The organism is Martelella sp. AMO21009 (assembly GCF_053484295.1).
On sequence record NZ_JBAKFR010000003.1, the window covers coordinates 118,972 to 143,174 of the forward strand.

Below are 24,203 nucleotides of genomic sequence, written 5' to 3' on the forward strand. Positions count from 1 at the left end.
GGGGGGATTAAATTTTTAAAAAAATTTTTTTTTTTGTTTTTTATTTATTTTTTTTTTTTTTTAAAAACCCCCCCGGGGGGGGGGGGGGGGGGGGGGGGGGGGGGGGCCGCCCCCCCCCCCCCCCCCCGCGCCAGAAAACTGTCCTAAGGCATATTGTCATTCAGGCCGGACGTTCGCTCCGATTTCGCTGCGCTCCGCAACGATGTGAGGAAAGTGAAATCCGTTTTGTTCGGTGCTCCGGCACGGCAAGGGAAGAGCGAGACCGTCGCGCTGTTCAAGATCATGGGCTGATGATCAGGCGCTGAAACAGTAACCAATACACATTGAAATCGGTCGCGGAACGAGACGCAGAAAATCTTTGGCTGAAAATACAACCTATAAGAGTGAACTGGTGTCGATTATGAAGCTGGCTAGCCAACCCTAAGGAGATTAGCAATGCCCGTCGAAACGGAAGATTTTCATCATGATAACGCGGTCGCGGCACAGCCGCTTCCGCCTGAAATTCGGTTTTCCCAGGCGACCGGCCATTTCAGCGGTACCGCCACGCCTGGACTGACGATCATGATTTCGAGCAGCGATGACACAAAGACGCATTCGACCACGGTCGACGTGGAAGGAAACTGGTCGATCGATCTTGGGAGCGCGCCAGAATGGTATACTATTCTCGAGATATGGGCGTGCAATGTGGCGGAAGGAAGCGCCTCCGACAAGGTGCGGATCACCGTTGGCGGCAGCAGCCCAACGATGGCCGATATTTATGCCAGCGAGACACTGGCATTCGGCGCGACCACGCCGAACGCTGAAGTTGCCGTATACGGGCCCGATGGAAGAACTCTCCGGAAGACATTTGCTTTCAACAGGTCTGGCTGCTGGTCGGTCGGTTTTGAGAACCCGTTACGGGAGGGGGAACGGATCTGCATCATCGCGACGCTTCCCAACGGCAATACCTCCCTTCCGCATTTCACGACCGTCAAGAAATTTTCAGTGGAAGACCGCAATGTTGCGCATATTGCCGGCTTTGGCGCTGCGCCGGAAGACAGGATCGAACTCAGTGACGCGAAGACGGGCTTCCTGATCGCGCGAACGAAGGCTTCCCATAGCGGCGCCTGGACCATGGACTTCAGCAAGGCGCTTGACGACGGGCTGCCCGTCCAGATCAGGCGCGTTCACAAGAACGGCACCACAGCCAGCGGGCCAAAATTTCTGGTCACTCTTGGAGAGAAGTGCCTCGCGCCGGCCATCGAACTCGTTGCTACTGGCCGCATCGGCGGGGAAGCCCAGCCGGGCCTCCAGGTAAACTACGGTATCATTCACGACGACCGGCGCACCTACTCTGGCTCAGCAACGGCAGACAGTTCCGGCCTGTGGAATAGCGACCCCGACTCTCCGGTACCGCATTTCGCCGATGGAGACGTCATTGAAGCTTCGACCAAGAATCTCGACACTGGGGCGGTGTCCTATTTCTATTCCGCAGTCGAGATCGGTGGCGAGAGGCCGAACCTCCCCTCCGTGACGAAAATCTCGAGGAGCGGTGCCTACGGGCTGGCCGATGCCCAAATGCATATAGTCGCATCGACAAGAGATCTGGGCGCCTTCTTCACCGCCAGAACAGACGACGATGGCAACTGGTCGATGGGTTGGACCGGGCACGTCGGGTCTCTCAGCAAGGACACGATTGTATACTTCGAGGCACGCGAGGAACTGTCCTCCGGAGACATTCTACTGCCAACCTCGCTCTTTGCGTCCAGTCTGGCAGACACCGATGCAATCCAGATCAGCAAGCCCGTCATCGACAATTACGATGGCGTGGTTTTCACGGGCACAGAAGAGACGGCCGGCACGACCATCCGTCTTTACGACCACGATGATCACGATAACGCGCTGAACCTCAAGCTGGCACCTGTCGTGAATCAGAAGTGGACGGTAACGCCTGACTATACGCCCACCGTCGGCCATCGGATTTTTGCTGTTGCCGACATCCAAAATGCACAAGGCGAAGCAACATCGCCCAGATCAGACTACTACACAATTGAGACCCAGCCTGTCGTCAACCGCCCGATCCCCCCACAGATCCAAGGCATCGAAACCGATGAGATCACCGGCACGGCACAGTACAACACTCAGGTCACCTTGACCGTCACTCCGCCGAAAGGCACATCGAAAACCTATATCGCCTCGCCAACGGAGGATGAATATTGGAGCGTGCAGATCGACGAGGCGCAGCCGTTTAATACGGTCTTCACGGCAACCGCGGTCTATGTGGGCGACACTATAGCGTCCGATCAGTTCATTAGAGTTCTGGGCGAAAATCAGCTGCACGATGTCATACTCAAAAGCGTCGGAGCGAACTCGGTATCCGGAATTGCCGCCCAGCAGCGGCAGGTGATCATGGCCTGGCGTACAAGCGACGGGACCAAAATGGTTGATAAGCAGGTGGCTGACGGCACGAGCGAGTTTGATTTCACCTATCTCAATGGTCTGACGCTTGAGCCGGGCGATCAATTGAATGTTGTTTCTACATATGAAACCCTTGGAAACATGACCAAATACAATTCCAAAGTGGAAGGTTATTCCATCGGAAAGGATGAATTTCATTCCGGCGAAGCCACGCGATGAGCGACCATGTCCCGCGGCGGGCGAAATCGTCCGCCGCAGAACGCTGCCATCGAAAGCAGGGTACGCGTCGGTGGCTGGCCTCTCAGTGAGGTCCGATCGAGAGCCAAAGCATTGAAAAATTTAAGGCACGGTGAGCGACGAAGCTACACCACGTGCCGGGACACGATCATTGATATACCGAACTCACCGCTATTATGCGCTTCGCCAGCGTTTTACGCCGAGATATCGATGCCGTCAAAAATGCAATACAACTCCCTTGGAGCAGCGGGCAGACCGAAGGGAGATCAACAGTCTTAAAACGCTGAAACGAGCCACGTACGGCCGGGCCCGCCCAGAACTGATGAGATCGAGAATGCTGCCCCTGAATCACAGACATCGAGGAAAAGCCACTTCAAACGTAAATCGACAACAGTCGCATTATCGAAGCGGCCACGATTGAAGCGCGTTGCGAGAGCGTATCGACCAGGATGTACTCATCCTCTGTGTGGGCCTTTCCGCCTACCGGTCCCGTCGCGCACACCGTCGGCGCGCCGGCATGGGAGGTGAGTCCGGAATCGGCGCAGCCGCCGGTGAATTCACCCGCGATATCAAACCCCAGAGACGCGGCCGCTTCACGATAGGTGTCGCAAAGCACAGCGTTTCGCGGCGTCGACACGAGTGGGCGGCTTTCACTCACCCGTTCAAAGGTCGTCACGGTTCCGGAAATCACCGGATGGGACAGGATTTTCTCGATCTCGAGAACAAGCCGGTCGCGCTGTTCATTGTCAACGAAACGAATATCCACTTCCGCCGTCGCCTTGGCCGCCACGGTATTAGTCGCGGCCCCTCCCGAAACCAACCCCACATTAAGGGTCACGCCGTCATCCGCGTCGGTCAGGTTATGAAGCGCGGTGATCTTGTGCGCCAGTTCGCCGATCGCGCTGACGCCCTCGCGGAAATTGACTCCGGAATGAGCTGCCTTGCCGGCAATCTCGAACCGATAGGTGAAGCCACCCTTGCGCGCGCAGACGAAATTTCCGTTCGGCCGCGCCGGTTCGGCGTTGAAAACGGCGCGGGCAAAGCGCGCTTCGTCGTAGATATGGCCAAGCGACGCCTGAGAACCGATTTCCTCGTCCCCGGTCATCATCACCGTCACCGGCACATCGGGCGCAAACGTCTGGAAGGCCGCTAGAATGAACGCGTTCATGACCAGACCGGCCTTCATATCCGCAACACCCGGACCATAGGCATATTGATCTTCGATCCGAAACGGCCGGCGATGCGCCTCGCCCTTGCCGAAAACCGTATCCCGGTGTCCCGAGAGAAGAAAATTGTGGCGACCCTTGTCGCGGCGCACAGCCTGTGTGTCCGCCAGCAGCGTATCGCCAAACCCTTCGACCGGCCGCGAGTGGACCGCTACGCCATATCCGGCAAGAAAGGTTGACAATTCCGCCCCGACGGCATCTACGCCCTGCTTGTCGTAAGATCCGGAATCGATGTTCACCAGACTGGCAAGCAGGCCGATCATGTCATTCTGACGCGCCGAAAGCCATGCGACGATGTCGCGATCATTTCCGTTCATCGTCCGCGCCTCAGCGATGCTGGCTTTTGGAAATGAACTGGCGGAACCGGTCCGATTTCGGATTGTTGAACACCTCTTCGGTCGGTCCGTCCTCCTCGATCACGCCCTCATGGAGGAAGACGACCCGCGTTGCCACATCCCGCGCAAACGCAATTTCATGGGTTACGAGCAGCATCGTGCGCCCCTCCTCGGCGAGTGAACGCATGACGGCGAGGACCTCGCCAACGCGCTCGGGATCGAGGGCGGATGTCGGCTCGTCGAAAAGCATCACATCCGGGTGCATGGCCAGCGCCCTGGCAATTGCCGCGCGCTGCTGCTGCCCGCCCGACAGATGCAAGGGATAGGCGTTCTCCTTGTCGCCGATACCGACCTTGTGCAAAAGCGCCCGCGCCTCCGCCACACATTCGCTGCGGGCGCGATGCTGAACGTGGACCGGCGCCTCGATAAGGTTTTCGAGAATCGTCATATGGGACCAGAGATTAAAGCTCTGGAACACCATTGCTGCCCGCGCCCGAATGCCGTCGACCTGACGGCGATCTGCAAGGGCGAGGCCGCCGGCATGCTTCTTCAACTTCACCGTTTCTCCGCCGACTGAGACCTCTCCGGCAGTCGGAATTTCGAGCATGTTGATACAGCGCAGCATCGTGCTCTTGCCGGATCCGGAAGCGCCGAGGATCGCAATGACCTCGCCCTTGCAGGCGTCGAGGGAAATACCCTTGAGAACCTCGAGAGAGCCGAAGCTCTTGTGCAGGTTGCGCAGGGATATGACCGGTTCCATATTGTGACCTCCGTTCATTTGCCCTGCTCCGCCCTGATCGAAAAGGGCGCGCTGCGCAGATGCGGTGTGAGCCGCCAGTCAAGCCATGCGATGGCGCGCGTCAGCAGGAAGTTGATGATGAGATAGATTGAACCGGCCGCGATGAAGACTTCGACCGGACGATAGGTTTCCGCGATGAGACGGGCGGCGATGCCGGTAATCTCCATCATGGTGATGATCGAGACGAGCGACGTCGCCTTGACCATAAGGATCAGTTCGTTGCCATAGGCCGGCAGCGCCTGGCGCAGGGCAGAAGGCAGGATGATCCGGCGATAAAGCAGAAAGCCGGACATCCCGCAGGCGCGGCCCGCCTCGATCTCCTTTTGCGAGACGGCGTGCAGCGCGCCGCGCAAAACCTCGCTGCCATAGGCGGCGCTGTTGAGGGAGAGGGCGAGAATCGCGCACCAATAGGCCTCGCGGAAGAAATGCCAGAGGCCGACGCTTTGTAGCGCGTGGCGGAACTGTCCAAGGCCGTAATAGATCAGGAATATCTGCACCAGAAGCGGCGTGCCGCGGAGAACGAAAACATAGGCGGAAGCAATGCCGCGCAGAACCCGGAAACGGGACATATGTGCAAGGGCGATCAAAATCGCCAGGACGAGACCGAGCGTGAACGCGATGGCGGTCAGCTCAAGCGTGAGCGGAACGCCGGAAAGAAGCTGAACAAAACTGTTCCAGAGGAAGGGCAGATCCATCACGCGGTCCTCTCGGCCACGCTCCGGCGCGAGCGCCTTTCGAGCTGAGAGAACAGACGCTGTGAAAACCACGTGATGACAAGGAAGATCGCACCGGCAATGAGGTAGAATTCGAAGGGCTTCCGGGTGGAGCCTGCGGCAATCTGCGCCTGACGCAGCAGTTCAACCAGCCCCGTCACCGAGATGAGAGCGGATTCCTTCAGCGCCATCTGCCAGACATTGCCGATTCCCGGCAGGGCATGACGCAGGATCTGCGGCGCGATGATCCGCCGGAACAACAGGAATGGCGGCATCCCTGCGGCCTTTCCCGCCTCGATCTCACCCCGGAATATGGCGCGGAAAGCGCCGCGAAAGACTTCTGTCTGGTAGGCGCCGGAAACGATGCCGATCGCAACCGCGCCTGCCAAGAAGGGCGGCACATCGACAAATCCGTCTCCGCCCCAGATATGGAACAGATTGGTGACGGCCATGCTGCCGCCGAAATATATGAGATAGATGACAAGCAGTTCGGGAATCCCGCGAAAGACAGTCGTATAGGCATCCGCGGCAAAACCGACCGGCACATTGCCCGCCAACTTGCCCCAGGCGACGAACGCTCCGATCACGCTGCCGATGACAAACCCGCAGCCTGCAACCGCCACCGTCATCAACGCGGCCATGAGCAGCGCCGCACCCCACCCGCCCGGGCCGAAACTCAAAAGCTGCAACTGTTCCATCATGTCTCGGAGCTCTCCTTCAGGGAATCTGCGATGACTGGAATATCAGGCGATCAATCGTTACCGCCCGATCTTCGTGTTTTCCTATCGTAGCGCCAGACTGACGAATAGCCGGATGTCGCACTTCGTCCGCCAATCCAGGCATAGAATCGACTAGACATTGAACTGGAAGCCGTCGACCGTCAGCGTCTGGCCAGTCATGAAACATGGTTCGGAGGTCGCCAGGAACGTCACCACCCGCGCTACATCATCGGCGCAACCGAGCCGGCCGAGCGCTATTCCCCTGGTGACTTCCTCGGCACGATCGGTGACATCGGTCTCGATCTCGGTGCGGATGACGCCCGGGCATATGGCGTTGATATTAATATGCGGTCCAAGTTCCTTGGCCAGCGCCCGCGTCATGCCAAGAATGCCAGCTTTTGCGGCGGCGTAGGCGAAACGGCTGACGGCAGCGGTTACGCCGCCCGACAGGGCGTTCAGCGACGACATGGACACGATGCGGCCGCCGCCTTCGGCCAGCATATGCGGCGCGACATGCTGAATGTAATTGAAGCAGCTCTTGAGATTGACGGCGATGGCGTCGTCGAATTCCCGCTCGGAAATTTCAAGAATGCCGACCGGCGCCGAGCGTCCCGCATTGTTCAAAAGGAAATCGATGCGGCCGAATTTTTCGATCGCGCCGCTGACGACCTCGCCCGTCCGGGCGTAGTTCGAAACATCGGCCCCGAAATACACGACTTCATTGCCCATCGACTGGATCAGCGCTGCTGTGTCGGCAAGCTCTCTCTCCAACAGGTCGACCAGAACAAGAGAAAATCCCGCCCGCGCCAGATCCAGCGCGCATGCCTTGCCGATTCCGCGCGCCGCGCCCGTGACGATAGCGACCTTTGTCTGTGCGCTCATGCTTAAAACTGCTCCTTTGCAAATTCACAAGGGCATGGTATGGCTATCGGACCATTCTTCAATGAGAATTTGGTTCATATACATGAACAACAAAGCCGATCCTGAAGTCAAGTCCGCTGTGCGAGCACTGGAGATTCTCGAACTCCTCGCCCGCGCCCGCAGGCCACTGACGCTCAAGAACATCGTTTCGGAACTCGGATATCCGAAGAGCAGCACCTACAATCTACTCGCCACGCTGGTGTCTCGTGCCTATGTCATCCGCGAGGAACCGGAATCCTACCGGATTCACGAAGCCTTCCGAAACGGCCCTGGCTGGACGAGCGGGCGCGAGGCACAGTTGATCGCGACCGCGCAACCGATCATGGACGCGCTGCGCGATGCCGAGCATGAAACCGTGTTTCTCGGCAGCCGCCGCCGGGACGGGCGTGTAAAGCTTCTCGCCAAAAGCGTCAGCCATCAGCTTGTACGCTTCGATTCCGATCTCACCGGATCGGATGCAGCCTTCTGCACGGCCATGGGCAGGGTTCTGCTAGCGTATTGGAACCCGGAAAAGACGTCTGCCTATCTGGCGCGCGAGCGGATTGTGCAGATAACCGAGCACACGGTCATCGACCGCGTACAAATCCGCAAGATCATCGAGGCCGCGCGGCAGGACGGCTACGCAATCAGCGACGAAGAGGCCGTCGCTGGCGGTTCCGGGGTCGCCGCCCCTGTCCGGGACGCTTCGGGCACTGTCATCGCGGCGCTCAATATCGCAACGGTCACCGCCCGGTTCGACGCCAGCAGAGAGCGGATGATCGCCGCCGTCATCCGCTATGCGGACGAACTCAGCGCCCGGCTCGGCTACAAGTCTCAAGACACGGAAAATCGATAAGATGGATATAGAATTCAAAGGAAAGCGCGTTCTCGTTACCGGCGCCGCCCGCGGCATCGGGCGCGCGATCAGCGAGGCCTTTGCCGCCGATGGCGCTGCCGTCCTGGCAACAGACGTCAATCTTGTAGCGCTCGAGCCGCTGGCCAAAAGCGCCTGCGCCGGGCGCGGCGGCTCGATCGAAACGGCCGTTCTCGACGTGACCGACGAAGCCGGAACAAAGCGCCTCTTCGCCGAGAATGGGGGCGGTTTCGATATCTTCGTTCATGTTGCCGGCGGCGTGCTCGGCCAGAAGCACAAGCCCGTCGAGGATGTTTCCGCCGCGGACTGGGACAGCATCTACGACGTCAATGTCAGGGGCGCATTCCTTGTCGCCCGCGCCGCTGTTCCGGCGATGAAGGCGAATGGGGCGGGCAAGATGGTTTTTATCTCGAGCGGCGCGGGCCTCGGCGTCAGCCTGACCGGCATCCAGGCTTATGCAAGCGCCAAGGCCGCGCTCATCGGCCTTACCCGGCAACTGGCGCACGAACTCGGACCCTTCGGCATCAACGTCAATGCCGTGGCGCCGGGCTTCCTGCGTACCAGCCCGGATTATGAACGACAGTGGGCGTCTTACGGCGAAGACGGCCAGAAAGCCATGATCGAACAGATACCGCTGCGCCGCATCGGCCAGCCCGAAGACATTTCCAATGCCGTCCTCTTTCTCGCCTCGCCCTATGCGAGCTGGATGACCGGCCAGACGCTTTCCGTCAGCGGAGGACCCGTATCATGAACAGCGACCACACCCCGATTGCGACCTGGAACTGGTCGCAGGAGCGATTGCAGGCCCTTATGAACCGCGCCCGCGCGGGCCGCAGCCTGCGTCCCTCCTCCTGGCCGGGCGGCGCGCGATGCGCGGTCGCGCTTTCATTCGATTCCGACCACGACACCTTCGAACTGCGCGATGGCGGCAAGTCGATATCGGCCCTGTCCCAGGGGCAGTTCGGGCCGCGGCAGGGCATTCCGCGTATTCGCAAACTGCTTGAATCCCATGCCATACCTGCCACATTCTTCGTTCCGGCCATAACCGCGCTTCACTACCCCGACGAGCAGCGCGCACTGATTGCCGAGGGCCATGAGATTGCCCTGCACGGCTGGATCCACGAAAGAAACACGTTGCTCGATGAAACGACCGAACGGGATCTGCAATACCGCGCTGCCGATACGCTGGAGAACATTACCGGCATCCGCCCGGTCGGGATTCGCACGCCGTCATGGGACTTCAGCGAACATACGCTGAAGATCACCGCGGAAATGGGCTTGCTCTACGATTCCTCGCTTATGGCGGACGTGGATTGCTATGAGCTTCTCCTCGACGGCAAACCGGCAGGCGTCATCGAACTGCCCGTCGAGTGGATACGCGACGACGCCGCCTATCTCGTCATGGACCGTTGGGGCGGGCTGCGGCCGCAGATCGCGCCGCACGATATCCTGCGCATCTTCATTGCCGAGTTCGACGCCGCCCTTGAGGAAGGCGGCATCTTCCAGCTTACGATGCATCCAGACATCATCGGCCACAGAAGCCGGATCTGGATCCTCAAAGAATTACTCGCCCATATTCATGCCAGAAAGGGCGCGTGGTTCGGCACGCATGCCGATGTCGTGAACCACGCCCGTTCCGCATAGGCAAAACGCTGTATGCCGTGACATCACTTCGATTTTTCTGAACAATATTCTTATATGTGAACAACAATTCACTATTCACGCCGCCCGGCTGTAGCCAAAATATCTTCAGCCAGGTGACCGGTTTCGGCCTGAAGGCGACTGGATTTCCTGCACGTCCAATCAACAATGAGGGAACCATGTTGAAAAAATCATCTCTTGCAGCCGTTGCCATCGTCGGCGCGATCTCGATGCTGCCCGGCGGCGCCGCGCTCGCCAAGGACTGGCAGAAGATCACCGTTGGCGTCGAAGGCGCTTTCCCGCCCTTCAACGCGACCACGCCCTCCGGCGAACTGGAAGGTCTCGACCTCGATGTCATTACCGAGGTCTGCGAGCGCGCCGAGCTCGAATGCGATATCGTGGCCCAGTCCTGGGACAGCCAGATACCTTCGCTGATCTCAGGCAAGTTCGATGTGATTTTGACGGCAGGGCCGAATGAGGAACGCCGCAAAGTGATCGATTTCTCCGATCCCTATGTCATTACGCCGAACACCTTCCTGGTGGCGTCCGACGGCCCGCTGACGGATCTTCCCCATACCGGCGAGCACCTCGACACCGACACCGAGGCAGGCCAGAAGGCCATTGCCGATCTCAAGAAAGCCCTTGACGGCATGACGCTGGGCGCATCGGTATCCACCAGCCAGTTGAATTTCGTCGAACAGAATTTCGGCGATGTGGCCAATATCAAGACCTATAAATCCTCCGAGCAGGTTCAGCTCGACATCGAAAGCGGCCGCCTTGACGGTCAGTTCGACAATGTCGTTTTTGCGCGTGATCGCGCCGAGGCCAGTAACGGAATACTGACCGTCAGCGGCCCGCTTCTGGTTGGCGGCGTTCAGGCGACGAATGTCTGCCTCGGCATCCGTAAGGATGAGCCGGACCTGAAGGCCAAGCTCAACAAGGCTCTCGCCGAAATGACTGCGGACGGCACGTTGGCGGAGCTGTCGGAAAAGTGGTTCAACGCCGATCTCAGCCCTAAAAACTGAAGTTACTCCGAGCCTCCCCCGAGGCCGTAAGCCGGCTCCGCCACCTGTGCGGGGCTGGCTTTTTTTTGTTTTCGGTCGACAGGAGACTGACTACACCCTTTGGAGACCACGGGTCCGGCTTTACAGTTTCGCTCTGGCGGTCCGCGACGTAGACAGCAACAGGCTCGTTTCGCTGTTGACCTGGCTCATGGCTTCACCATGCTGGGCGGCGAAGAATTGGCCCTATTTTGGCGGGGTATAGAGGGCAAGGGGAGTAGATGTAGTTCTTATCGCTTTTCGCATGGCCCGCCATTTGCCGCCGATAGCGGACTGTAGCGCGATATTGCCGCCCAAGAGGGTATCTAGCGCTTGCGAAATTGCGGCTGGCGCTTGGAAACGAAGGCATCCATGCCTTCCTTCTGGTCCTCGGTCGCAAACAGCGAATAGAACACGCGCCGTTCGAACCGGATGCCTTCCTGAAGCGGGGTCTCGAAGGCGCGGTTGACTGCCTCCTTGGCAACCATCACCGAAGGTCTGCCGAAGCTCGCGATCGTGCCTGCGGCCTCGAGCGCGGTCTTGAGGACATCCTCATGGGGCACCACACGGGCCACCAGGCCGGCGCGTTCCGCCTCCTCGGCGTCCATCATCCTGCCGGTCAGGATCAGGTCCATCGCCTTGGCCTTGCCGACGGCGCGCACCAGCCGCTGGGTGCCGCCCCAGCCGGGAATGACGCCGAGCCTGATTTCCGGCTGACCAAACTTGGCCCGCTCGGAGGCGATCACGATGTCGCACATCATCGCGATCTCGCAGCCGCCGCCAAGCGCGAAACCGTTGACCGCGGCGATCAGCGGGGTCCGGGTCGCTGCGAAGCGCTCCCACCCGGCCTGGATGTCGGCCATGAACATGTCCATGAAGGACTTGTCGACCATTTCCTTGATGTCGGCGCCGGCCACGAAAGCCTTGTCGCCGGCGCCGGTGATGACGATCGCGCCGATTTCCGGATCGGCGTCAAAGCCCGCCACGGCCTCAAGCAGACCATCCATCACCGCGTGGTTGATGGCATTCAGAGCCTCCGACCGGTTGATCGTGACGATGCCGACGCCCTGATCGACGGAAGTTTCGACTTCATGCATTTGGTGCGCTCCGTTCGGCCTTTTTCAGATATTCGATGATAGCGGAGAAATCGCGTCCGGCGCCGCCCTCCTCCAGAAAGCGTGCGTAGAGCTCGCTGGCTCTTGCGCCCATCGGCGTCGCCTGCCCGGTTTCCTCAGCCGCACCTTGGGCAAGCTTCAGGTCCTTCAGCATCAGTTCGGTGGCAAATCCGGGCCGATAGTCGAAATCGGCAGGTGATTGCGGGCCGACGCCTGGAACCGGGCAGTACTTGTTCACCGACCAGCAGAAACCGGAGGAGGTGGAAATCACCTCGAACGCGGCTTCGGCGGAAAGTCCGAGTTTTTCAGCGAGCGCAAAGGCTTCCGATGCACCGATCATGGAGATGCCGAGCAACATGTTGTTGCACATCTTTGCAGCCTGTCCGCCGCCGCCATCGCCGCAGTACACGAGCCGGCCGCCCATGACATCAAGAACGGCCGACGCCTTCTCGAACGCCTGCTTCGCACCGCCCACCATGAAGGTGAGCGTGCCCGCTTCGGCCCCGCCAACGCCGCCCGAAACCGGCGCATCAAGCGACAGCAGGCCGGCTTCGCCCGCCAGTTCATGCACGCGCCTCGCGCTTGCAATATCGATGGTCGAGCAATCGATCAGCAACGCGTCGGCCCTCGCCGCCGCGAGAACAGCGCTGACAACATCGAGCACGATTGCGCCATTCGGCAGCATGGTGATGATGATCTCAGCATCGCCGACAGTGTCGGCGATACTCTGCCCGCATGAAAGACCCGCCTGCCCGGCCTTTTCCAGCGCCGCCGGAACGGCGTCGAAACCGACGACGTCATGGCCGGCCTTGTGCAGATTGATGGCCATGGGCAAGCCCATATTGCCAAGCCCGATAAACGCGATCCTGCTCATTTGACATCTTCTCCCGCAGACATTGCACGACTGTTTTGAAACTTTCGACCCTTCAACGCTCGAACGTCAGTTCGTCGGGCCCGAGCGGCGCGAGCATGTCATCAACCATCGCTGGATCGATATCCTCGAGCCGGGCGTGGCTCCATTTCGGCTGGCGGTCCTTGTCGATGATCTCCGCGCGAACGCCTTCCAGGAAATCACCCTCGGTCATCGAGCGAAAGGTGAAGCGATATTCCTGCCGCACGGCATCGGCCACGCCCGAAAATGCGCGCGCGCGACGAACCATCGCAAAGGTCACCGCCACCGACAGCGGACTTGCATGGCGGATCATCGACGCCGCCTTTCGCGCCAGTTCGCTGTCATCCGCCTCCAGCGAGAGCAGGCAGGCGAGCGCGGTATCCTTCGAAAAATGCGCGTCGATCACGTCGCGATACGAGGCAAGCGCGCCAGCTTCTGGCGCGCGGGCAAAACGTGCGATCTCCGCCGGGTCGCCGCTTTCCTCAAGCGCCGTCTTCAGCGCGGCGAGATCCCCGCTGGATACCGCGACATCGGCAAAGCCTGCCGCCACTGCATCGCCGGCGTCCATGCGCCAGCCGGTCAACGCGAGGAACATGCCGAGTTCGCCCGGCGCGCGGGCAAGCAGAAACGAGCAGCCGACATCCGGCACCAGGCCGATCTTGCACTCGGGCAGCGCAAGCTGCGAGCGTTCGGTTACGATCCGGTGCGATCCATGGGCGGAAATGCCGATCCCGCCGCCCATCACAATTCCGTCCATGATGGCGACATAGGGCAGCGCGAGCTCCGAGATCTTCACATTCAGCCGGTATTCGTCCTGCCAGAAACGGCGACCGGCACTGACATCGCCCGCACTGCCGCTGCGGTAGAGCGTGGCAATATCGCCGCCAGCCGAAAATGCTCGCTCGCCCTCGGCATCGACCAGCACCATGTCAACCTCGCCCTGGGCGCACCAGCGATCGAGCGCATCCTCCAGCGCCAGCGCCATCTCGTGGTTCAGCGCATTGAGCGCTTTCGGCCGCGTCAGCGTGACCCGACCGACGCGGCCAACTGTTCCGATGTCAATATCGGCCATCTCAGCGCGCTCCCAGCAATTGGCGGGCGATGATGACCCGCATGATCTCGTTGGTGCCTTCGAGAATCTGGTGAACGCGCAGGTCGCGCACGATCTTCTCGATCCCGAAATCCTCCAGGTAGCCGTAGCCGCCGTGGATCTGCAATGCGTCGTTGGCGACATCGAAGGCGGCGTCAGTCACAAACCGCTTGGCCATGGCACAAAACTGCGTGGCCTCGGGCGACCCGGCATCGAGCAGGCTCGCCGCCTGGCGAAGAAAGACGCGCGCGGCCTGCAGCGCGGTTTCCATATCGGCAAGCTTGAACTGGATCGATTGCAGCGCGGAAAGCGGCTCGCCGAAGGCCTTCCGCTCGCCGACATAGCGCACCGCCTTGTCCAGCGCGGCCTGCGCGCCGCCGAGCGAGCAGGCTGAGATATTGAGCCGGCCGCCATCCAGCCCGGCCATGGCGTATTTGAAACCCGCGCCTTCCTCGCCCAGAAGGCAATCGGATGGCACGCGGCAATTGTCGAGCTGAACCTCCGTCGTCGGCTGCGCCCGCCAGCCCATCTTGTGTTCCTTTGCGCCGAAGCCAAGCCCCTCCGATCCCGCCTCGATCAGCAGAGCAGAGATGCCCTTCGGCCCTTCCGCCCCGGTGCGGCACATCACGACATAGAGATCGGAATAACTGCCGCCGGAAATGAATGCCTTGGTGCCGGTCACCCGAAAGCCGCCGTCTTCCCTGAGAGCCCGTGTCCGCAACGCCGCCGCGTCCGATCCGGAGCCCGGTTCGGTGAGGCAGTAGGAGGCGACTTTTTGGAAGCTGCAGAGGTCCGCCAGCCACTTCTGGCGCTGGGCGTCCGAGCCGAAACGGTCGATCATCCAGGCGCACATGTTATGGATCGAGATGAAGGCCGCGACCGAAGGACAGGCAGAGGCCAGCGCCTCGAAGATCAGCGCGGCATCGAGGCGTGAAAGGCCAGATCCGCCGCTCTCGGCGCGCACATAGATGCCGCCAAGCCCGAGCGCTCCGACTTCGCGCAGGAAGTCGCGCGGGATCGTTCCCGCCCGCTCCCATGCCTGGGCGTTCGGCGCCAGCTGCGTCGCAGCGAAGTCGCGCACCATCTCGACAATGGCCGTCTGTTCATCGGTAAGGTCGAAATTCATCTGCTGTATCCGCTCAGTTCATGGTCGGGATCACGAATTCCGCGCCTTCCTTGATTCCCGACGGCCAGCGCGATGTGATCGTCTTGGTGCGGGTGTAGAACCGGAAGGCATCCGGTCCGTGCTGGTTGAGATCGCCGAATCCGGACCTCTTCCAGCCGCCGAACGTATAATAGGCGAGCGGGACAGGGATAGGCACATTGACGCCGACCATGCCGACATTGATGCGGCTCGAAAAATCGCGCGCGGTATCGCCGTCGCGGGTGAAGATGGCGACGCCATTGCCGTATTCATGGGTCATGGCGAGATCGAGCCCCTCTTCATATGTCTTGGCGCGCACCACCGAAAGTACGGGTCCGAAGATTTCCTCGCGATAAATGGTCATGTCGCGGGTGACGTGATCGAACAGGCTTGCGCCTGTGAAGAACCCGCCCTCATAGCCCTGCATAGAGAAGGACCGACCATCGACGACCAGTTCGGCGCCCTCTTCGACGCCCTTGTCGACCAGGCCCCGTACGCGTTCCAGCGCGGCCTTGGTGACAAGCGGTCCGAAATCGATGTCGTTGCCGGCGGTGTAGGGTCCGATCCGCAGCTTCTCCACGCGCGGCGCAAGCTTCTCGACAAGACGCTCGGCCGTGCCCTCGCCGACGGGAACGGCAACCGAGATTGCCATGCAACGCTCGCCGGCAGCCCCGTATCCCGCGCCGATCAATGCATCCACGGCCTGATCCATGTCGGCATCCGGCATGATCAGCATATGGTTCTTGGCGCCGCCAAAACACTGCACGCGCTTACCGTTGGCGCAGCCGCGCGTATAGACATATTCGGCAATCGCCGTCGATCCGACGAAGCCGACGGCCATGATGTCGGGATGGTCGAGAATGCCATCGACAGCCTCACGGTCGCCATTGACGACGTTGAGGATGCCCGCCGGAAGTCCGGCCTCGATCATCAGTTCGGCCAGCATCATCGGCACGGAAGGATCGCGTTCAGACGGTTTCAGGATGAAGGCGTTGCCGGCGGCGATCGCCGGGCAGAACTTCCACATCGGAATCATCGCGGGAAAATTGAACGGCGTGATGCCGGCAACCACGCCAAGCGGCTGGCGCTGGGAATGGATATCGATACCGGGGCCCGCGCCTTCGGTGAACTCGCCCTTCAGCAGATGCGGCGCGCCGATGCAGAATTCGGCGACCTCAAGGCCGCGGATGATGTCGCCCTTGGCATCCGGCAGGGTCTTGCCGTGTTCGCGCGAGAGCATTTCCGCAAGCTTGTCCATGTCGCGGTGGAGCAGATCGACGAACTTCATCATCACCCGTGCGCGCTTTTGCGGATTGATGGCGCCCCAGGCTGGCTGGGCGGCCCTGGCATCGGCAATCGCGACCTCGAGCTCCTGAGCGGATGCAAGCGCCACCTGCGCCTGAACCTCTCCCGTTGCCGGATTGTAGATGTCCGCCGTCCGTCCGCTGTTGCCGGCCACAGACTTGCCGCCGATGAAATGCCCGATTTCGCGCATGATGTTTTCCTCCCATTGCCGTGACACCATAGACGGCAGAGCTGTGCAAATCTATGCGATTGATCTCAACACCATTGTGCATATATGCTCATACCCATGAGCTTTGACTGGAACGATTTGCGCTATTTCCTGACGGTGGCCCGCACCGGTCGGCTGACGGTTGCAGCCGAACGCATGGGCACCGACCACGCCACCGTCAGCCGCCATATCGCCAATCTCGAAGCCGGGCTCGGCGCTGAACTGTTCCGTCGCTCGCCGCGCGGCTATTCGCTGACAGATGCGGGCGAGCGGCTTTTGACGCAGGCCGAAGGCATAGAGAGTGCCGCCACGGGAATTGAGAACGACATTGCCGGCGAGCGGCTCGCGTTAAGTGGTGTGGTGCGGATCGGAGCGCCGGAAGGTTTCGGCTCGCTTTTTCTCGCCCCGCGCATCGGCGCGCTGACCGCCGCACATCCCAAACTGGAGCTGCAGCTCGTCGCCATGCCGCGCATCTTCAGCCTGACCAAGCGCGAGGCCGATATCGCGATCGGTCTCGAACGCCCGGAAAAGGGAAGACTCTACTCCCGCAAGCTCACCGATTATACCCTCCATCTCTATGGGTCGCAGGGCTATCTGGCCCACCACGAGGCCATCCGCTCCAAACGCGATGTCATGAGCCATCCCCTGATCGGCTATATTCAGGACATGATCTTTTCGCCGCAGCTCGACTATCTGAGCCAGGCCGGCGAACACCTCACCCCGCAGCTTTCCAGCACCAGCCTGTTCGCCCAGCTCCACGCCACCAAAGCCGGTGCCGGGCTCTGCATCCTTCCCGACTTCATGGCTGGGAGCGACCCAGCGCTTCAGCCAGTGTTGGCCGAAGAGATCGAACTGACGCGCACCTTCTGGGTCATCGCCCATGAGGACGCCCGCGGTTCGGCTCGCATCCGGACCGTGATGCGGTTCATTGCCGATGAAGTCGGCAGAGCCCGGGCGCTCTTCAGCGTCAGGTCGAAAGAAATCGACCGTGCCGATTGAGCTTTCAGCGGCCACGGAATGGAATCACCGCGGCGTTTTCCGATCATTTGCGAATCTTGTCCGAGACGCCAAAGCGCTCCACTCCTGAACGTGATCCGCCTTGCATCCGACTGTCTTCTGGTTGATCCCGTACCGCTTCGAAAGCACTCTCAGGCTCTCTTGACTATTTTGTATTGCTCGACGGACTGCCTCTGTCGTGGTGGCGCTGCGGTTTCCACCAGCGCCGCGTCTTCATGATCGTCCTCCTGCGGCAGCGTCGAGACGAACGGGCGGTCCGCGCCGCCATCGCCTCCACCGAGGTGAACACACAGATCCTTGACCATGTCGGCCTCCCTGTGTTGCCAATATCAGTGACAGTCGATCACTGGCTGCCGCAAAGAGCATTGATCGTTATATAAAAACGAAATGACGCCGGTCAGGGAACAAGAACCGCGGCACCCTGGAAGCGGCCGTGCCGGAGATCATCGAGAGCACGGTTGGCCGCTTCGAGCGGATATCGGCTGATTGTGGTCGAAACACGGGCGGCCTGCGCGATCTTCAGAAACTCAAGGCCGTCCTGCCGGGTGAGGTTGGCCACCGACAGAATATGCCTTTCCTCCCAAAGCAGGCGATAGGGAAAGGCCGGAATATCACTCATGTGAATGCCGCCGCAGACCACCCTGCCGCCCTTTCGGGTAGCGCGGAGCGCCAGAGGCACGAGTTCTCCCACCGGCGCAAAGATGATGGCGGCGTCGAGGGCCTGCGGCGGCATCTCTTCCGACGTCCCGGCCCAGACCGCGCCGAGGCTCAGCGCGTGCTCCTGACTGGCGGCATCGCCGGCGCGCGTAAAGGCATAGACCTCGCGGCCCTGCCAGGCGAGCACCTGCGCGAGGATGTGCGCCGCCGCGCCGAAGCCATAAAGCCCGATGCGCCTGCCCTCGCCCGCCATCTTCAGTGACCGCCATCCGATCAGGCCGGCGCACATCAGCGGGGCCGCGGCCGCCGGATCGTCGAACCCGTCCATGGGAAAGGTGAAATCGGATGCGGCAATCACATGCGTGGCGAACCCGCCATCCCGCGTGCAGCCTGTAAACTGCGGATGATCACAGAGGTTTTCGCTGCCTTCCTCGCAATAGGCGCAATGCCCGCATGTGTGCCCGAGCCAGGGAATGCCGACCCTCTGTCCGATGGCGAGCGAGGCCACGCCATCGCCGCGCTGTTCGACGATCCCGACAATCTCATGGCCGGGGATCACCGGCAGCCGCACTTCCGGCAGATCGCCGTCGACGACATGCAGGTCGGTCCTGCAGACGGCACAGGCCTCGACCCTGACGCTCACCTCGCCGGCGCCGGGCGAAGGGTCAGGCCTTTCTTCCAGAGCCAGCGGCGTTCGCAACGCCCGCAGAACCATAGCCTTCATGTCATCGCTCCAAGAACGGACTGGCATTTCCGCCAGCCCGTCATGTCTCAAAGAACCGTGATCCGGTCATCGACGTGCCGGACGCCCGCCGCCGACCATGCCGCCCGCTCTGCGGCCTGGCGCTCGCGATAGGCCTTCACCTTGCCTTCAAGCGTGACCTTGCCGTCCTGAACGTGAACCTTGATCGCATCGGCTTCGATCTCTGCATCTCGCCTGAACGCATCCTCGATGCGTTTCTTGACATCCGGAGCGGAGACCTTCGGCACGACTTCAATCAGATTGCTGATGCCGATTATGCCGGCAAGCCCCTTGATCGCGCGCATCGCCGCTTCGCGTTGATATTGCCACTCAACCGTTCCCGTCAGCTTCAGCCAGCCTTTGCTGACCGTGACCTGAAGCTTTTCGTCAGGAACGAGGTCATTCCATTTCAGGGCGATGACCGCCCGGCGGGCAATCTCATCATCGGCGGTAATATTGGCACCCCGCGGCCGAACCTCGATCTCTTCGGCGATGCCGCGGACGCCCCTGATCCGCCTGACGACCGCTTCGACCGTGGTCTTTTGTGTGTAGGCAGGAACATGGCCTGTCAGAGTGACGATGCCGTTTTCAACCGCCACGCCAATATCCGCAGCATCAATGCTGGGTTCGTATTCCAGTTCATCGATTATGTTCTGGCGCAATGTCTTGTCCTGCATGACGACCTCCCTGAGGATTTGCGATGGATGCCGCAAGCGTGAGCGCGAGAGGGCGGCGGGTCATTGATAGCCGTCAACAGGATCCGCGGAGGAGATGAAATGATGAAAAAGCTGGATAGTCCGTGCGTGCTCGACGTCGGGCTCGCCGCTCCCGGGCGGCGACCTACATCCCCTCTCAGAGGGCCTGCATGCCGTTCCAGACCATTCAGAACCATGCCTCGGCCCATGCCGATACCGATCATCTCAACCGAAAGGGTGCAACCCCGTTTCTTCGAAGAGAACCTCGAGCCGCTCATGAATGCGGACAGCCCACCGGCTGTACGAAGATGACCGGCTTCCGATCGGAAAGCGACAGGACCGATTGGAGGGCCTCCCGGTTCGCACCGCCGCCAAGGCGCGTCGCCAGCCCCTCGGAAGCACAGAAGAGACAGACGTTTTCGGCGATAATCCCTGCGTCGACATGAGAACAAGGCAAATGATACGTGTTGCAGGGCGTGATCGGAAGCTCGAAAGAAGCCGTGATACCTTTCCGGCAGATGCTCCCGACGCTTCTGGCGCGAAATGGCAACGCCTGCGTTGATGGTCGTCAATGACGGAACGGGAGGGGCGCGCGACCAAGAGCAAGCTGTCGTCCGCCGGGCTATGGCGGGCCGTGCCGCCGCCACGTCTCCGCTCTACCGATGGAGTACCGGACCATTGACCTTCGCGAACAGGGATGAAGCCGGCAAACGGCTCGCCGAAGCGCTCCTGCCTCTCGGGAAAGAGGACCCTACAGTCCTTGCATTGCCCCGCGGCGGCGTGCCCGTTGGAGCTGCGATCGCCGAAAGCCTCGGCGCATCTTTCGACGTCCTGCTCGTGCGCAAGATCGGCGTACCGTTCGCGCCGGAAGTCGCAATGGGCGCTATTCTCCTGCAGTCCGAGCCGGTGATCGTGCGCAATGAAGAGATCATTCGTCGCGCCGGCATTGCCGACGTCACCTTCGACCGCGTGAAGGAAAAGGAGCTCAAGGAGCTGATCCGCCGGGACAGGGTCTATCATGGCGGCGAAACCCCAGTGGACGTTGTCGGCAAGACGGTCATCCTGGTCGATGATGGCATCGCCACGGGCTCCACGATGCTCGCTGCCCTGAAAGGCCTGAAGCAAATGGCCCCGAGGAAGATCGTTGTCGCTGTGCCCGTCGCCCCGGCGGAGATCGCGCCGGCGATACGCAAGCTCGCGGATCAGTTCATCTGCCTTGAGGATTTCGGGGCTGTCCCAGCCGTCGGCGCCCATTACGCCGACTTCCCGCAGCTGAGTGACAGCGAAGTCGTGTCCCTGCTCGAAAAATTCCGGAGGACACCGCGGCCGTGAAGCCTTCGCCCTGATTGATGCGCCGACATTGACAGGCATCAACGAAAACGTCCGACATCCGCACTATCGGTCGAAAAAGGCCTTTGTCCCCTTGATCCGCATGGAGGCGAAAATGGACGACATGATTCCGCATGGCGCTCTTGTCATTGTTGCAGATTTCAGCAAGGCGCTGATCTTCAGAAATATCGCTTCGGGCCAGAAGCCGAAACTGGATTTACTGCAGCATATGGACGCGCCGCCCAATCCCGCGGCCCACGAGCAGGGAACAGACCGCCCCGGACGCGTCGTCAGCGATAGCCACAGAAGCGCGGTGGAAATCACCAATTTCCACGAACTTGCCGGCCAGAAATTCATCAAGGACGTTGCCGAACGCGCCCACGAGATTGCGGCAAGCGAAGAGATCGACCGGTTGGTTCTGGTCGCGCCGCCCCGATCACTTGCCGCGCTGCGCGAGGCCCTTGCCAGCACGGAAGACACTGGACGCATTGTAATGTCAGTCAGCAAGGACCTGGTCAATTTTCCAGTTGATGAGATTGCCGAAAATCTGTCGGCATGACGGCGCGCCTGCATTCAACCGGTATTTCGCAATCAGGTTGGTGCACCTTACGTCCGCGAAAATGCCCTAAGAGAGAAACACCGGGATCGCCGAAGCGAAACGCGGCGCGACATCGATCACGTCCACAGTATCGAGACTGACGCGACCCCAAACGGTATTGGTGACACAGATGCCATCGATTTCCGGCGAGGAAAGGACCTGCAGGGCATCCTGCGAGAACAGACCATGCGTCGCCGCGAGATAGACGCGTGAAGCCCCATGGCGGCGACAGGCTGACGCCGCACGCGCCATGGTGACGCCGGAACTGATCATGTCGTCGAAAATGATCGCCACTCTCCCCTCGACGTCGCCCGCGAACAGTTCGCCGGTAATCCTGCCCATGCTCCGTTGCTTTTCCAGGAATGCCTTTCCAACCGGCACCCCCATGCTTCGCTCCAGCGTCTCACGAAACGCATCGGCGCGCTTGGCGCCGCCAAGATCCGGCGAGACAACACTGACCGGGTCGCCGCCGATCTTTGCCACGAAGTGCTCCGCGAATATGTCGTAAGCATCAAGATGGGTCAGAGGGCATCGAAAGGCATTTTGCAGCGCGGCCAGATTATGGGCTTCCATCGTGATCAGCTGATCGGTTCCCGCCGCTTCGAGCAATTGCGCGACATAGCGCCCGGTCAGGGGATCGCGGGGTTTGGTTTGCCGGTCCTTTCGCTGATAGCAGAGATAGGGAACGACCGCCGTCACGCAGTCGGCTCCATTGGTCTTGAGCGCCGCAACAAAAAACAGAAGACGACAGAGCCGGTCATTGGTCGACTGGACCGGGTCACCATAAAGGCTGGCTATGACAAACACCCGGCGACCGGCCACATCGGCCATCGGTCGCACTTTGTGTTCGCCATCCTCAAACTCACGTTCTTCAAGCGGAGTGAGATCGAAGCCGGCCCGTCGCGCGACACTCTGGCCGAACGCCCGGTCCCGCTCGAAAGCAAACAGCAAAGGCGATCTGTCAACGAAATGGACGGGATGAAGGGGGGCGTGATATGTAGGACGCAGCGCCAACCCGCCGACGATCCCGTCGGCTTTCAGGCCATCGCTGGATACAGGCAGCGCGAGCATCTCGCAGATCAGCGGGCCGAGACCGGGCACCTCGGCTTCGAACTCGACCAGCAAGGGCTCTCCCTGTTCAAGAACCCGGTCGAACAGACGACGGCAACGGACAGCGCCCCGACGGTTTTGCGCTGCCATCAGTGACAGCCCCGCCTCTCCAAGCAGCACACGGATAGTCCTTCCGCCGCTTTTCAGTATGTAGTCATGACTATCCGAAGCAGCGGGTACGAAACCGAAGGAAGTATCAGCCCTGAGACAGTCGGCCAGATCGTGCGCAACAGGCACAACCCTGCCCGCGGCTCTCCGTCTCCACCCAACGACCAGACGTCTGAGCCGCACGTCTCTGGGACTCGGGACACTGTCGATCCGGTAAAATAACCGTTCAAAGCCGTCATGGGTCCAGGTTTTCATTCGGTTGACCCTCCCTCTTACAAAAAGAACCGGGCCATTCCGCAAGCTAGAAACGGGTGCCTGCAACGGCCGGTCGCCGCGCGATGACCTCACTCTGCTTTCGATCTACAAGGGATTGACCACGTTCGCTCACCGCATCAGCAGCGAAGCCTAAAATCGAGCGTAGCTCGTCACCGCTCCTGCCCGCGACCCGCCCGAGCGCGGAGAAATCCGTGACAACGACGCGGCTACCGCTCACCAGCGTCAGAATATGTTGGCGGGCAAGCCTTTGAAAATTCCGTGACAGCGTCTCTGGCGTGGTCCCGAGAAAGGTCGCAAGATCCTTGCGGCAGATGGGAATGTCGAGAACGATGGCCTCGGTATTCAGGCTGCGGCGCGACCTCACCCGGGCCAGTGCGTGCAGATAGCCTGCGAGCCGCTGCAGGGTGGTCCGGCAATTGAAGAGCGTAAGCCACTCCTCAACCTCCTCCGCCTGCCTGGAGATCAGTTCGACGAGCCGGACGGCAATGTCGCTATCTTCCCGCATTCCTTGGATGAGAGCCGAGCGCGTGATCATGCAGACCGTGACGGCCGAAGCCGCCTCGTAGGAAAAACGTGAGCGCGCGACCACCGGATTGCCGATGAGGTCGTTTCTTCCCAGAAGCGCAATGACTGTCTCCCGTCCGTCAGCGGCGATGTTGATCAGCTTTACGGTCCCGCCGAGTATGATCCCGATCCGTTCTCCGACCTCTTCCTGCGGGAGGATCGTCTCGCCCTTGTTGAAACAGGCAGAGATTGAATTCCGGAACAGCAGGTCCTGGCCATGTGGACCGGCAACGCCGCAAGGTCCGCCTTCGCGGGCCGGGCAGTGCGCACACCTAAGTTGCGCATGGCGAACATTCAGGATTGACATGTGGCGCACTCCTCTGCAGTCCGGCGACTTTAGGCGCCGTTCTCCGGGACCGAAGGCACCGCTTTCTTGTCTTATCTTGCGGTGATTGTCTGCGCCAAATTCAATCACAGGTAATGAAGGCCGGGCAATGTGAATTTTGTTGAGATTTGTTGAGCGGCTGGACCC

At 60.6% G+C, this 24,203-nt stretch carries 24 protein-coding genes and 1 pseudogene; 9 read left to right on the top strand and 16 right to left on the bottom strand.

Annotated features, from left to right (window positions below; genetic code table 11):
- Positions 1–435: 435 nt before the first annotated feature.
- Together V6766_RS04815 and V6766_RS04820 are read left to right on the top strand one after the other, a co-directional pair.
- Positions 436–2,616 carry a hypothetical protein gene (locus V6766_RS04815; RefSeq protein ID WP_448464150.1) on the top strand — a complete coding sequence of 727 codons (2,181 nt, stop codon included), beginning with the start codon at positions 436–438 and terminating at the stop codon, positions 2,614–2,616.
- A 176-nt stretch (positions 2,617–2,792) separates the two neighbouring features.
- Positions 2,793–3,055: pseudogene (locus V6766_RS04820) on the top strand (transposase); the annotation flags it as partial.
- Here V6766_RS04820 and V6766_RS04825 read toward each other — a convergent pair.
- The 5 genes from V6766_RS04825 to V6766_RS04845 all read right to left on the bottom strand — a co-directional run bounded on the left by V6766_RS04825 (position 3,008) and on the right by V6766_RS04845 (position 7,308).
- A complete protein-coding gene (locus V6766_RS04825) occupies positions 3,008–4,177 on the bottom strand; it encodes a M20 family metallopeptidase (RefSeq protein ID WP_448464152.1) in 1,170 nt (389 codons plus the stop codon). The pseudogene V6766_RS04820 and the gene V6766_RS04825 overlap by 48 nt on opposite strands.
- Positions 4,178–4,187: 10 nt before the next feature.
- On the bottom strand, positions 4,188–4,955 hold the full coding sequence (locus tag V6766_RS04830; protein WP_448464154.1) for an ABC transporter ATP-binding protein: 768 nt from the start codon (positions 4,953–4,955) through the stop codon (positions 4,188–4,190).
- A gap of 14 nt (positions 4,956–4,969) precedes the next feature.
- The gene (locus tag V6766_RS04835; protein ID WP_448464156.1) at positions 4,970–5,689 is read right to left on the bottom strand and encodes an ABC transporter permease; all 720 of its coding nucleotides are present in this window, start codon (positions 5,687–5,689) and stop codon (positions 4,970–4,972) included.
- Positions 5,689–6,405 (bottom strand): ABC transporter permease, encoded by a 717-nt coding sequence (locus tag V6766_RS04840; RefSeq protein WP_448464594.1) that lies wholly within the window; start codon positions 6,403–6,405, stop codon positions 5,689–5,691. Before V6766_RS04840 ends, V6766_RS04835 begins: the two co-directional genes overlap by 1 nt.
- Before the next feature lie 153 nt (positions 6,406–6,558).
- Complete coding sequence (locus V6766_RS04845; protein WP_448464158.1) at positions 6,559–7,308, bottom strand: SDR family NAD(P)-dependent oxidoreductase; 750 nt, start codon at positions 7,306–7,308, stop codon at positions 6,559–6,561.
- A gap of 82 nt (positions 7,309–7,390) precedes the next feature.
- Between V6766_RS04845 and V6766_RS04850 the strand changes: the two genes are divergently transcribed.
- From V6766_RS04850 to V6766_RS04865, 4 genes are all read left to right on the top strand, one after another.
- A complete protein-coding gene (locus V6766_RS04850; protein ID WP_448464160.1) occupies positions 7,391–8,182 on the top strand; it encodes an IclR family transcriptional regulator in 792 nt (263 codons plus the stop codon).
- Position 8,183: 1 nt separating this feature from the next.
- Positions 8,184–8,951: an SDR family NAD(P)-dependent oxidoreductase gene (locus tag V6766_RS04855; protein WP_448464162.1), complete on the top strand. Its 768-nt coding sequence runs from the start codon at positions 8,184–8,186 to the stop codon at positions 8,949–8,951.
- Entirely contained in the window at positions 8,948–9,844 is an 897-nt protein-coding gene (locus V6766_RS04860) for a polysaccharide deacetylase family protein (RefSeq protein ID WP_448464164.1), read from the top strand. Before V6766_RS04855 ends, V6766_RS04860 begins: the two co-directional genes overlap by 4 nt.
- Before the next feature lie 176 nt (positions 9,845–10,020).
- Complete coding sequence (locus V6766_RS04865; RefSeq protein WP_448464166.1) at positions 10,021–10,866, top strand: transporter substrate-binding domain-containing protein; 846 nt, start codon at positions 10,021–10,023, stop codon at positions 10,864–10,866.
- 341 nt (positions 10,867–11,207) lie between these two features.
- On the opposite strand, the gene V6766_RS04870 is transcribed toward V6766_RS04865, so the two are convergent.
- The 5 genes from V6766_RS04870 to V6766_RS04890 are packed head-to-tail and all read right to left on the bottom strand — an operon-like array spanning position 11,208 to position 16,617.
- Complete coding sequence (locus tag V6766_RS04870) at positions 11,208–11,978, bottom strand: enoyl-CoA hydratase (RefSeq protein ID WP_448464168.1); 771 nt, start codon at positions 11,976–11,978, stop codon at positions 11,208–11,210.
- Positions 11,971–12,870 (bottom strand): 3-hydroxyisobutyrate dehydrogenase, encoded by a 900-nt coding sequence (mmsB, locus tag V6766_RS04875; protein ID WP_448464170.1) that lies wholly within the window; start codon positions 12,868–12,870, stop codon positions 11,971–11,973. The genes V6766_RS04870 and mmsB overlap by 8 nt, the downstream gene beginning before the upstream one ends.
- A 52-nt stretch (positions 12,871–12,922) precedes the next feature.
- On the bottom strand, positions 12,923–13,960 hold the full coding sequence (locus V6766_RS04880) for a 3-hydroxyisobutyryl-CoA hydrolase (RefSeq protein WP_448464172.1): 1,038 nt from the start codon (positions 13,958–13,960) through the stop codon (positions 12,923–12,925).
- Between the two features lies 1 nt (position 13,961).
- Positions 13,962–15,104, bottom strand: a complete 1,143-nt coding sequence (locus V6766_RS04885; protein WP_448464174.1) for an acyl-CoA dehydrogenase family protein — start codon at positions 15,102–15,104, stop codon at positions 13,962–13,964.
- Between the two features lie 13 nt (positions 15,105–15,117).
- Positions 15,118–16,617, bottom strand: coding sequence for a CoA-acylating methylmalonate-semialdehyde dehydrogenase (locus V6766_RS04890; protein ID WP_448464176.1), 1,500 nt, complete (start codon positions 16,615–16,617; stop codon positions 15,118–15,120).
- A gap of 96 nt (positions 16,618–16,713) precedes the next feature.
- Here V6766_RS04890 and V6766_RS04895 point away from each other — a divergent pair, with 96 nt between their 5' ends.
- Positions 16,714–17,634 carry a LysR family transcriptional regulator gene (locus V6766_RS04895; protein WP_448464178.1) on the top strand — a complete coding sequence of 307 codons (921 nt, stop codon included), beginning with the start codon at positions 16,714–16,716 and terminating at the stop codon, positions 17,632–17,634.
- Positions 17,635–17,783: 149 nt separating this feature from the next.
- On the opposite strand, the gene V6766_RS04900 is transcribed toward V6766_RS04895, so the two are convergent.
- From V6766_RS04900 to V6766_RS04915, 4 genes are all read right to left on the bottom strand, one after another.
- Positions 17,784–17,957, bottom strand: a complete 174-nt coding sequence (locus V6766_RS04900; protein ID WP_448464180.1) for a hypothetical protein — start codon at positions 17,955–17,957, stop codon at positions 17,784–17,786.
- A gap of 92 nt (positions 17,958–18,049) precedes the next feature.
- Positions 18,050–19,033 (bottom strand): zinc-dependent alcohol dehydrogenase family protein, encoded by a 984-nt coding sequence (locus V6766_RS04905; RefSeq protein ID WP_448464182.1) that lies wholly within the window; start codon positions 19,031–19,033, stop codon positions 18,050–18,052.
- Positions 19,034–19,080: 47 nt separating this feature from the next.
- Entirely contained in the window at positions 19,081–19,728 is a 648-nt protein-coding gene (locus V6766_RS04910) for a BON domain-containing protein (protein WP_448464184.1), read from the bottom strand.
- A 292-nt stretch (positions 19,729–20,020) separates the two neighbouring features.
- Positions 20,021–20,296, bottom strand: a complete 276-nt coding sequence (locus V6766_RS04915) for a nitroreductase family protein (RefSeq protein WP_448464186.1) — start codon at positions 20,294–20,296, stop codon at positions 20,021–20,023.
- An 11-nt stretch (positions 20,297–20,307) separates the two neighbouring features.
- On the opposite strand from V6766_RS04915, the gene V6766_RS04920 reads away from it, so the two are divergent.
- Both V6766_RS04920 and V6766_RS04925 read left to right on the top strand, forming a co-directional pair.
- Positions 20,308–21,078, top strand: a complete 771-nt coding sequence (locus V6766_RS04920) for a phosphoribosyltransferase (protein WP_448464188.1) — start codon at positions 20,308–20,310, stop codon at positions 21,076–21,078.
- A 100-nt stretch (positions 21,079–21,178) separates the two neighbouring features.
- Complete coding sequence (locus V6766_RS04925; protein WP_448464596.1) at positions 21,179–21,634, top strand: host attachment protein; 456 nt, start codon at positions 21,179–21,181, stop codon at positions 21,632–21,634.
- Positions 21,635–21,700: 66 nt separating this feature from the next.
- Here V6766_RS04925 and prs read toward each other — a convergent pair whose 3' ends face one another.
- Both prs and V6766_RS04935 read right to left on the bottom strand, forming a co-directional pair.
- Positions 21,701–23,146, bottom strand: a complete 1,446-nt coding sequence (prs, locus tag V6766_RS04930) for a ribose-phosphate diphosphokinase (RefSeq protein ID WP_448464190.1) — start codon at positions 23,144–23,146, stop codon at positions 21,701–21,703.
- A 46-nt stretch (positions 23,147–23,192) separates the two neighbouring features.
- Complete coding sequence (locus tag V6766_RS04935) at positions 23,193–24,038, bottom strand: Crp/Fnr family transcriptional regulator (RefSeq protein ID WP_448464192.1); 846 nt, start codon at positions 24,036–24,038, stop codon at positions 23,193–23,195.
- Between the last annotated feature and the right edge of the window lie 165 nt (positions 24,039–24,203).